The 11297-nt window shown below is 34.1% G+C and carries 9 protein-coding genes; 5 read left to right on the top strand and 4 right to left on the bottom strand.

What is annotated here, in order from left to right:
* Positions 1-323 precede the first annotated feature (323 nt).
* Positions 324-2735 carry a TonB-dependent receptor gene (locus CA2559_RS01525; RefSeq protein WP_013186068.1) on the top strand — a complete coding sequence of 804 codons (2412 nt, stop codon included), beginning with the start codon at positions 324-326 and terminating at the stop codon, positions 2733-2735.
* A gap of 1 nt (position 2736) precedes the next feature.
* Here CA2559_RS01525 and CA2559_RS01520 read toward each other — a convergent pair whose 3' ends face one another.
* The gene (locus CA2559_RS01520; RefSeq protein WP_148232764.1) at positions 2737-3174 is read right to left on the bottom strand and encodes a hypothetical protein; all 438 of its coding nucleotides are present in this window, start codon (positions 3172-3174) and stop codon (positions 2737-2739) included.
* A gap of 224 nt (positions 3175-3398) precedes the next feature.
* On the opposite strand from CA2559_RS01520, the gene greA reads away from it, so the two are divergent.
* On the top strand, positions 3399-3875 hold the full coding sequence (gene greA, locus CA2559_RS01515; RefSeq protein WP_013186066.1) for a transcription elongation factor GreA: 477 nt from the start codon (positions 3399-3401) through the stop codon (positions 3873-3875).
* Positions 3876-3971: 96 nt separating this feature from the next.
* On the opposite strand, the gene CA2559_RS01510 is transcribed toward greA, so the two are convergent.
* The 3 genes from CA2559_RS01510 to radA all read right to left on the bottom strand — a co-directional run bounded on the left by CA2559_RS01510 (position 3972) and on the right by radA (position 8082).
* Positions 3972-5333, bottom strand: coding sequence for an acyl-CoA dehydrogenase family protein (locus CA2559_RS01510; protein ID WP_013186065.1), 1362 nt, complete (start codon positions 5331-5333; stop codon positions 3972-3974).
* A gap of 75 nt (positions 5334-5408) precedes the next feature.
* Positions 5409-6542, bottom strand: a complete 1134-nt coding sequence (locus CA2559_RS01505; protein WP_013186064.1) for a M23 family metallopeptidase — start codon at positions 6540-6542, stop codon at positions 5409-5411.
* A 178-nt stretch (positions 6543-6720) separates the two neighbouring features.
* A complete protein-coding gene (gene radA, locus CA2559_RS01500) occupies positions 6721-8082 on the bottom strand; it encodes a DNA repair protein RadA (protein WP_013186063.1) in 1362 nt (453 codons plus the stop codon).
* Positions 8083-8121: 39 nt separating this feature from the next.
* Here radA and CA2559_RS01495 point away from each other — a divergent pair, with 39 nt between their 5' ends.
* The 3 genes from CA2559_RS01495 to CA2559_RS01485 all read left to right on the top strand — a co-directional run bounded on the left by CA2559_RS01495 (position 8122) and on the right by CA2559_RS01485 (position 11259).
* Complete coding sequence (locus CA2559_RS01495; protein ID WP_013186062.1) at positions 8122-10128, top strand: tetratricopeptide repeat-containing sensor histidine kinase; 2007 nt, start codon at positions 8122-8124, stop codon at positions 10126-10128.
* Positions 10128-10781, top strand: a complete 654-nt coding sequence (locus CA2559_RS01490) for a response regulator (RefSeq protein WP_013186061.1) — start codon at positions 10128-10130, stop codon at positions 10779-10781. Before CA2559_RS01495 ends, CA2559_RS01490 begins: the two co-directional genes overlap by 1 nt.
* An 85-nt stretch (positions 10782-10866) precedes the next feature.
* Entirely contained in the window at positions 10867-11259 is a 393-nt protein-coding gene (locus CA2559_RS01485; RefSeq protein ID WP_013186060.1) for a hypothetical protein, read from the top strand.
* Positions 11260-11297 lie beyond the last annotated feature (38 nt).

Genomic DNA, 11297 nt, shown 5'->3' with positions numbered 1-11297 from the left:
ATGCTAAGGAATTAATAAAATTGATTTTGCAGATTAAAACCAATGTCTATCTTTGCGCAAAATCTCAAAGGGGTGCTGTATTTTAATACGGCTGAGATTACACCCAATGAACCTAGAACAGGTAATGCTGTTTAGGGAAATTTTTAAAACATATTTTTTTAGTCAAATTAAGTTGTTGTAAGCATATTGCAATGGGTTATTTTTTTTGCGAAATAGACTAAAATTTTACTGTTTTAATAACACAAGAAGCTATAATAGCTTTATAATTTAATTTTTTTAAACCTAAGAATAATCGCCCCTTTTATTCGTAATTTTTGTTACGGATGAAAACTGTATCTATTCTACTATGCGCATTATTTGTGTCTGCCAGCACATTTGCGCAAGAATTTCAACTCTCTGGTAATGTCACAAACTCTAAAAATGAGCCTATTGAAGGTGTTTCTATTTTTATTAAAGGAATAACTACAGGCACAGAAACCAATGCACTAGGTAACTATAACTTCTCTTTAGAAAAAGAGCAGTATACAATAGTTGTAAGTTATGTTGGTATGATTACACAAGAGCAGACTATTAATCTTGAAGAAGATGTAACTGCAAATTTTGTCTTATTAGAAGACTCTGAGATTTTAGATGAAGTCTTAGTGCGTTCTGTAAGAGTTACTGCAGACTCACCAATTACGTATTCAAACATTTCTAAAGAAGAGATTGAAGACCGTAACTTAGGACAAGACATTCCTATACTCTTAAACTACCAACCTGCAGTTGTAACAACTAGTGATGCTGGTGCTGGTGTTGGTTATACAGGAATACGTGTGCGTGGTAGTGATGCTACTCGTGTAAATGTAACAATTAACGGGATTCCTTATAACGACGCAGAAAGCCAAGGCACATTTTGGGTTAATTTAGGAGATTTTGCCTCTTCTACAGAGAACATCCAATTACAACGCGGTGTTGGTACATCTGTAAATGGCTCTGGTGCTTTTGGTGCAAGTTTAAATATCTTGACAGATGCTGTAAAAGATGAAGCTTATGGTGAGCTGTCTGGATCTGTAGGTAGTTTTAACACTCGTAAAGCAACACTTAGATTTGGAACAGGAACATTAAGTGATCATTTTTCAGTTTCAGGGCGTTTGTCCAAAATAGATTCAGATGGTTATATAGATCGTGCAACATCTGATCTTAAGGGTTATTTTTTACAAGCAGCTTATAAAGATGATAACACACTAATAAAAGCTATAACCTTTGGTGGTTTTGAAGAAACTTATCAGGCCTATTATGGTGTCGATGAGGCAACGCTACAAAGCGACAGAACATTTAATACCGTAGGACAACAATTTGACCGCGAAGGAAACTTTGAAGGGTTTTATGAAAATGAAGTAGATAATTACCGTCAAGATCATTATCAATTACTTTGGAATGAGCGTTACAATAATAACTGGAGTACTAACGTAGCACTTAACTACACTAGAGGTGCAGGATATTTTGAGCAGTATGTAGATGAATTTTATTATTCAAACATCTTATTTTCAGGAGATGCACAATTAGACTTTTTTGGCGTAGATCCTGTAACCATAGATGGCGAAGAGTTTACAACTACAGATTATGTAAGACGTCGTTGGTTAGATAATAATTTCTTAGCTGTAAATGCAAGTGTAAACTACAAAAATGAAAGTTTAGATGTAACAACAGGAGCTTTTTATAGCACCTATAAAGGAGATCACTATGGCGAAATATTATCTACAGAAATCCCTATTGGGTTTTTACCTTATGACAGATATTATGATGGCGATAGTGAAAAAAATGAATTTTCTGCCTTTAGTAAAGCTACTTTAAAGTTTGGCGATAAATGGAGTGTTTATGGAGACGCACAAATACGCCTAGTAGATTACGAAGCTATTGGTGGTAGTGACGACTTAGATGTAGATGAAAGCTATACGTTCTTTAATCCTAAATTAGGAACAAACTATAAGTTAAATACAGAAAACAGTTTGTATTTATCTTATGCACGAGCTAATAGAGAACCAAACCGCACAGATTTTGAAAACGGTAATCCAGAGCCAGAACAGTTAGATGATTTTGAGTTAGGTTGGAGATTAAACAATCCTAAATTTCAAATAAGTACTAATGTGTATTATATGAATTATAACAATCAACTTGTGCTTACTGGAGAAATAGATGATGTAGGATCACCAATTAGAGCTAATAGTGGCTCAAGCTATAGATTAGGGTTAGAGGTAGATGCATCTGTTCAAATTTTGAAAAACCTAATATGGAATCCTAATATGGCTATAAGTACCAATAAAAACAGAGATTTTGTAACTAGTCTAGACGGCAGCTTAGTAAACCTAGGCAATACAGAAATTTCGTATTCGCCTAATGTTATAGCTGGAAACGCAATTAAATACATACCGGTTAAAAACTTAGAGTTACAGATGCTTAATAAATATGTAGGAGAACAATATTTAAGTAATGTAGAAGCGCCTTTATCTAAACTAGATAGCTATTTCACAACAGATTTAAATGTGCAATATACTTTCTCTACAAACAGTCTGTTTAAAGAAATAGTGATAACAGGATTGGTAAACAACATCTTTAGTGAAGAGTATGTAAATAATGGGTATTACTTCACCTTCGATGGAGGAAATGAAGACGGTAGCATTACAACTTTTGAAGGAGCAGGATTTTTCCCGCAAGCAAAAGCTAACTTTTTATTAGGAGCAACACTTAAATTTTAACTTAATTAGATACAGTAAGGATGTCTCCGTTAAGCTCAGCGCGATACATCCTTAAACTGTATGTTCCAGGACCACCTTCTGTTTGTTGTCCGTTGGTAAGGTTGTATGCATTGTTATCATCACATTGGCATCTTGCAGTAAGACCAGTAACTACCAACCTGGAACAATCGCTAACTGGATGATTTGGGTCTGAAAGCTCAAAAGCTAAGTATTGATCGTTACCTATATAAAAGATATTAATTCCAGAAATACCAACCGAATAGTCTTGAAAACTATTGCCTTCAAAATTTAATTGGTTGTATTGTGGTAAGGTTAAGTTATAAACTGCCCCAAAGTTTAAGTCAACTAAATTAGGATTATTATCTCTTGCAGAATCATCTGTTGAGCAAGAAGATAGTATTGCTATTAAAAGTGTAGCTATAAATAGGTTTTTCATCATCAAAATTTAATTGTGCAAGTTAGTATAATTGACAAGCATCTAAAAATTATGTATATTTGAACATCTAATCCCGTCGTGTATGGGATTTTTTGTGTTTAAATATCAGTTGATTATAACGTAATGCTTCTATTGTTATTGTGTTTTTAACCGCTATTTAATAAGAGTATTTAGAAGCCAAATGAAACTAAAGAAGGCTTTTTTATTAAGATTAAGAAAACAACATTATGAGTAAAGTAAATTATTATACAGAAGAAGGATTAAAGAAGTTGAGAGATGAACTGGATCTTCTTAGAGATGTAGAGCGCCCTAAAGCGTCTCAAGCTATTGCAGAGGCTAGAGATAAAGGTGATCTAAGTGAAAATGCTGAGTATGATGCAGCAAAGGAAGCGCAAGGTATGTTAGAGATGAAAATTTCTAAGCTTGAAGGAGTACTATCTAATGCACGAGTGATAGATGATTCTCAACTAGACACCTCTAAAGTATTAATCCACTCAAGTGTTAAGATAAAACACCAAGGAAATGGTGCGGAAATGACCTATAAACTAGTTGCGCAAAGTGAATCTGATTTAAAATCAGGTAAAATATCTGTGGACTCTCCAATAGGGAAAGGTTTACTAGGTAAACAAGAAGGAGATGTTGCAGAAGTAACAACACCTAACGGTACCATAAAATTTGACGTGATTAAAGTTTGGAGAGACTAATAATTGCTCTCAAGCTCCTACATTTAATAAAAAAGCAGGTTTTCTTAGAAAACCTGCTTTTTTAGTTTATTATGTTAACTGTCTAATAAATAAGGATTACACAAACGCCGAATATCCAGTAATTGCGCGCCCAACAATTAATGAGTTAATCTCTTTGGTACCTTCGTAACTATAAATTGCTTCGGCATCTGCTACAAAACGAGCAACATCGTGTTCTAACAATATACCATTGCCACCCATAACTTCTCTTGCTCTGCTTACAACATCTCGTGTGCGCATAGAACAAAATACCTTAGCTAAAGAGGCTTGTTCATCCTTTAATAATCCTTCGTCTTGGAGTTCAGAAAGTCTATAGCATAGGGTTTGCATAGCTGTAAGATTAGCGAGCATCTCTACCAAATGATTTTGTATAAGTTGAAAAGTTGCAATTGGCTTCCCAAATTGTTCACGTTTTTTACAATACTTAACTGCACTTTCATAGGCACCTCTAGCACAACCTACTGCTTGCCAAGCAACACCAGCACGTGTCATTTTTAAAACCTTTGCGGTGTCTTTAAAACTATTAGCCTCTTGTAAACGGTCACTTTCTGAAATACGACAATCTGTTATAGTAATTAAGGCATTCTCTACAGTACGCAACGCCATCTTATCTTCAATTTTTTCAGGTGAAAAACCAGGCGTGCCTTTTCTTACCAAAAATCCTTTTACTTGCTTATCATCTACATCTTTAGCCCAAACTATTGTTACATCTGCAAATGTGGCGTTACCAATCCATTTTTTTTGACCGTTTAGTATCCAAGTATCACCATCACGTTGGCAGGTGGTTTCCATACCTTGAGAAATGGCAGAACCTACATTTGGTTCTGTTAAACCAAAGGCGCCAATAGCTTCCATTCGTTGCATTTTAGGAAGCCATTCTAACTTTTGCTCTTCACTACCACATAGGTAAATACTTCCCATAGCTAAACCGCTATGCACGCCAAAAAATGTAGACATCGAAACATCTACTCGTGCCATTTCAATAGCAATTATACCTTCCATCACAAAATTTTGTTCTGGACAACCATAGCCTTTATAAGCTATGCCGGCAATATTTAAAGTGGCTAATTTTGGGATAATCTGTTGCGGAAATTCTGCTTTCTTCCAATACTCATTGGCAATGGGTCTCACTTCATCTTCCATGAAATTACGCACCTTGAGCTGTATCTCTCGTTGCTCTGGAGTTAGCTTAAGGCTAAGGTCATAAAAATCTCCATCAATAGGCGGTAATTTGTGCTGGCCTCTTTTTGCTTTTCGAGTAAGCATTTTCATTAAGCCATTAAGCTGGTCATCATCTAAGCTGCCAACCTTATCCATAACTTCTTTTAAGTCTATCTTAGAATTTAGCTTGGCAATAGCTTCTATATCTATATCTTTTAAAAGAGATAATGTGCCTTTAATTTTACCGAATAATGACATATGGTTTTTTCTTTTAAAGATAACCAGAGCTATTTAATTCTGTTAACAAAGGAATGTTAATGTAAATTCTAAATTTTAAGGCAGTGATTGTGTAAGCGTTTTAAACACAAAAGCTTTTTGTCCGTCACCTGTTTTAATATGTAACCAATCATCCTGTTTACCCAGAACTGTAATAGTATCATTACGCTTAAGTTGGGTTATTTTATCAAATTTTGAAGATGGTCCTATTCTTATATTAGCTACGCTGTTTTTAATTATAGCCTTAGGTGTTATAGCAACAAATAAATTATCTGTTTCTGGGATTTCAGCATTTTTAATAAACGGCAGTGGATTTACAGCGCCATTATAGCCTTTGTAAATACCAAAATGTAAATGTGGTGGTGTGTATTTTGCATTGCCAGTATTACCTACAAAACCTAGAGTATCTCCTATTTTTACTTTTTTACCAGACTGCGTAGCAATACTATCTAAGTGTGCATAGTAAAGTGAAGCTCCAAAAAGACCGTCTCTCAACCAAACTTGTTTTCCGCCTAATCCTTTATTTCCAGTTGAACTTACATAGCCATCAACAGCTGCAATTACAGGTGTGCCTCTTTCTACAAAAATATCTACACCTTTATGGCTGCGTTTACCGCCATCGCGACTTGCACCCCAAAAACTTTGTATGGCCTTACTAGTTTTGCCAGCTACAGGAAAGTAATAGGTAGGCGATGTAAATATTTTTAAAGATGCTTTTGTTGAAGCATAGATTTCTGGCTGTATTATAAGTTTATAAGTAGCGCTCTCTTTAATTGGGACAGACATATTTGTCTCATTAGGCTTGCTTTTTATTAATGATTTGAATGATGTTATAGAGTCACCTTCAATTTTAAATAATTCAGAGAAAAATTGAATTGAATCTACATCACTTTCAATTTGAAGGTTAAATAACTCACCTTCAGAAAGATTTATGTTATATGAATATGACTGAAGATTAGTGCTGTGTAATTGTACTTGCTCTAAGTATGGTAAATTAATTTTTAGAGAATCATTTTTTGAAACCTCGAAGTTTTTGGTCCAAGTATTAAAAACAACATCTGTGTCTTCAAAATCACGCGCATATATTTCTTTTGCAGTTGGTTGCGTAATAAAATCTGTTGCTTTGGTAAGTTGCTTGCAAGAAACAATTACTAAACATACACTTAAAGTAATAAAAATCTGTTTATTCATAGCAGCTATAAATTAAACAGAAATTATGCCAAAAATAGGCGTTAGGGAATAGGTGTAAGGTATTAGTATTTTAATCTATGAGTGGTGAGCTATGGGCTATTAGTGCCTTAATTGAGATAGCTGTACTAAAAAATATATCAATTTCGATTTCGAATTCAATTTCAACTTCATTTTGGTGCTATCCAAAAAGATAATGCACAACATCTGTAATCTTCGCTGCTTTTACTACGTTGATGCCATAGGTTTCCTTCGGAAGTTTACAATAGCGTGAAATCATAATTGATGCAAAGCCTAGTTTTTCAGCTTCTAGTATTCGTTGCTCTATCTTTGGTACAGGTCTTATTTCTCCTGCTAAACCCACTTCTGCTGCAAAACAAATATCTTTAGGAACATGAATATCTTCATTGCTGGATAAAACAGCTGCAACCACAGCGAGATCAATTGCAGGATCATCTACAGAAATTCCACCGGTTACATTTAAAAAGACATCTTTTGCACCTAATTTAAATCCAGCTCTTTTTTCTAGAACAGCTAAAAGCATATTAAGTCGTTTGGCATTATATCCTGTAGCGCTTCGTTGTGGAGTACCGTAAACAGCAGAGCTTACTAGGGCTTGTATCTCTATCATTAATGGGCGCATACCCTCAAGAGTTGCTGCAATAGCAGTACCACTTAGGTCATCTTCATTTTTAGATAGTAATATTTCACTAGGATTGGCAACCTCTCTCAAACCAGAGCCTTGCATTTCATAAATACCAAGTTCGTGAGTACTTCCAAAACGGTTTTTTTGAGCTCTAAGAATTCTATAAATATGATTTCTGTCGCCTTCAAACTGCAAAACAGTATCTACCATATGCTCTAAGACTTTTGGTCCAGCAATGTTTCCGTCTTTGGTAATATGACCAATTAAAATAACTGGTGTAGCTGTTTCTTTAGCAAACTTTATAAGCTCTGTAGTACACTCTCTAATTTGAGAAATACTACCTGCGCTACTTTCTATATAATCTGAATGAAGTGTTTGTATAGAGTCTATAACCACAATATCTGGCTCAATAGCTTCTACTTGCTTAAAAATGTTTTGTGTCTTAGTTTCAGTTAAGATAAAGCAATTACTTTCTGAATTATCTATACGTTCTGCCCTCATTTTTATTTGTTGAGCACTTTCTTCTCCGGAAACATAAAGAGTTTTAAACGGAAGCTGTAACGCTATTTGAAGCATTAAGGTACTTTTACCTATACCAGGTTCACCACCAAGAAGTGTTAAGCTTCCTGGCACTAAGCCACCACCTAAAACACGATTTAGCTCATTGTTTTTAGTATTGTAGCGTTGTTCTTGAGTGTAAGAGATATCTGCAACCTTTTGTGGCTTAGCCACTCTTTTCTTAGGTGCTGTAGCAGTTTTCCAATCACTTTTTTCAGCTTTTTGGATGACCTCTTCGGCAATAGTATTCCACTCTTTACAAGCAGAACATTGGCCTTGCCATTTTGAATATTGTGTGCCACAGTTTTGGCAGAAAAAGGTAGTTTTAGTTTTGGCCATAATAGAAAGTCAGCTAAAAAAAATATATTTACGAAACTAATGAAGAATTTTCTTTGGTACATACTTGTCTTGTTATCTTTTTTAAATAGTTCTGCACAGCAAGCTAATTTAAATGACAGCTTTGCTTTAAAATTATCAGAAACAAGAAATGTAGATGAGCATTTTGTAATGTCTGAAGATAAATTTGGAGTGTTTCACTTAGATTCAATTAAGAAATACTCGAGAGTATATATAAACCTTGAGAGATATGATGAGGCCTTAGTTTATTCCAATGTGTTAAGTAATTTCTATATCTATAAAACGCTTCAGCATAAAGAAGCTTTTAAAACATTAAATAATTTTGAAAAGCACCTAGCCAACGTAACAATACCTTCTGAGATTGGTAAATATTACGTAGCATACTCAGAGGCGGCAGGATATTTAGAGCAACTGCAAAACGCAGTATTGTTATCTAAACAAGGTATTACATATTTGGAAAAAGTTAAAGATTCGTCACTTTATGAGTATGGATACTTGTACCTTAAATCTGCTGAAAATCTATCTAAGCTTAATGAAATATCTGAAAGTGCGGAACATTTCGAGAAAGCATCTGCACTATTTATACACCAAAAGGATACTTTGTTTTATTTATGGTCCCAAAATGGGTTGGCTACTTTGTTTGGGAGAAATGGACTAAATGATCAGGCTAAAAAAGCAAGACAAGTCATTTACGAACAAGGACCTAAAATAGGCGAAGAGCAAGTGGTTGCCATGGCTCATTTACAAGCTGGTGTCGAGGCTGTTTTTTTAGATGATCACGAAGAGTTATACCATTACAGAGAGGCACTTAAATTTAAAAATGAAAAGTCAGACATTCAGGAAATTGTGAGTGTTCTCGTTTTAAGCTATGCTTCTGAGGCATATGCTAGAGCAAATAAAATAGATACGGCAAAAGTATATTTAAGGAGGCTTAATAAAATTATGGAAGGGAAATCCTTTAATTCCCAATTAAAAACCAATTACGATTTTGCCAAAGCTTATATAGCGCTTTCAGAAAATAGATTGCAAGATGCAGAACGTATAGGTTTAGAGCTGGTAAAACATATACAAAACAGTAAGGATGCTGGTCTTTCTCTTAAAATAAACAGTTTGTTGTCTATAATTTATGAACGTAAAGGGAACAATGCAAAAGCTTTAGAATACTATAAAGTATACTCTAAAGTAAACGATTCAATAAAAACAGCATCTACACGTAACCGATTTGCCTATGTACAAACACAGTTTGAAACAGCTAAGAAAGATTTAGAGATTGAAACCCAAAAGCAAAATATTGAGCTATTAGACTCAGAAAATAAAGTAAAATCTCAGTGGATAATTTTTGGAGGTTTAGGCCTCTTAGGTGCATTTTGTTTAGTGGTTATTATACGTTCAAGAAATTTTGCTAAAAAAGAAAAACAACAACAAGAGCAATATTCTCAAGAGTTAATCGAGGCTGGAGAAGCTGAGCGAACACGTGTAGCAAGAGAACTGCACGATAGTGTTGGGCAAAAATTAATGCTTCTTACAAGACAGACTAAAACGTTTGGAGATACGCCAATGCTTACTCTCGCAAATACAACTTTAGAAGAGTTAAGAAGTATTTCTAGAGGATTGCATCCATCAATTTTAAATCGTTTAGGACTTACATCTGCAATAACATCCTTGGTAAATGAAACCGATGCAAATACAGATATTTTTTTTACTAATGATATTGAAAATATAGATCATAAAATAAGTGAAGACCAAGCGTTACATATATATAGGATTATACAAGAAGCCCTAGGAAATATAGTAAAGCATTCTAAATCGCCATCTGCATCGGTAAAGGTTTTCAATAAAGATAAAACCATAGTCGTGCTTATAAAAGATAATGGAATAGGATTTAGTACTGCCAATAAATTATTAACTTCGAATAGTTTAGGAATGAAAACCCTTTTTGAAAGAGCTAAGATTATAAAGGGTATTCTTACAATTAATAGTGAACCTCAAAAAGGAACAACCATCTCACTAACAATACCCGTAAAATAATGCCATTAAAACCTTCAGAAATATCAATTGTCATTGCAGATGATCATCCTATGTTACTAAAAGGTTTATATGATGAGTTAACTAAACATAACTACAATGTTGTGTCTCAGGCTTTACAAGGTATGCAAGCACTGGAAGCTGTATTGTCTGAGCGTCCCGATGTAGCCTTGTTAGATATAGATATGCCTTTGCTTACTGGGTTCGATGTTGTAAAGATGGCAAAGGAGAAAGGTGTGTTAACTAAATTTATTGTGTTGTCATTTCATAAGGAAAGTGAATATGTAGCACAGGCAAAATCCTTACAGATAGAAGGTTATTTACTAAAAGAAGATTCGTTTTTTGAAATAGAACGATGTATTCAAACAGTTTTAAGTGGAAAAACGTGCTTTAGCAAGTCGTTTGATACAAAAGCCATAATTGATGCAGAAGACGAATTAGGAAAACTAAAGCTACTTACACCTTCTGAAACTCTAATATTAAAAAAAATAGCAAACCAAAATTCAACTAATGCTATTGCAGAGCAACTGTCCGTCTCTTCAAGAACTATAGAAAAGCACAGAAGCAATATTATAGAAAAGTTAGGGCTCAAGCAGGTTAACACTAAACTATCTAATTGGGCAATGACAAATAAGGTTATAATTTTAGCATTATAGTTACGTGATTATACGTAATTTATTAGTGGTACTACGTATATACAGCTTTGTATACTAGTTATACCTTTCAAGTATAAAATATACTATGAATTTACATACCGTAGCTGTTTACCACTCTTCAGAATTATACGCCTATTCTGTAACGCAATATCTTAATACTAAAGGTTATATAGCTACTGGTTTTTGCTTAAAATCTACAGATGGAATTACTTTTACAAACTTACCTAACGTAGATATTGTATTGCTTGAAAGAAAACTATATCAAAACTCTCAAAAATATTTAAAGCAGTCTAAAGCTTCATTAAATATGATTATTATAGAAGATGGTTTTTTAAATAATGATTTGTCTATATTAAAGTTTGATCATATTAAGGGTTATGTGTTTCCTACAGATACATTTGAGTCAATCTCTAAGTGTGTAAATGATGTTTTGGTGACTAACAGCTCTCAAAATAAACAGCTACGTAGTAACACGTAGTTTATTCGTGCTTATACGTATTGTAAGAGGTTAAGGTA

It is taken from the genome of Croceibacter atlanticus HTCC2559 (assembly GCF_000196315.1).
GTDB lineage: Bacteria > Bacteroidota > Bacteroidia > Flavobacteriales > Flavobacteriaceae > Croceibacter > Croceibacter atlanticus.
Note: the sequence above shows the minus strand (reverse complement) of the source record. Positions and strands in the feature narration are given on the sequence as shown.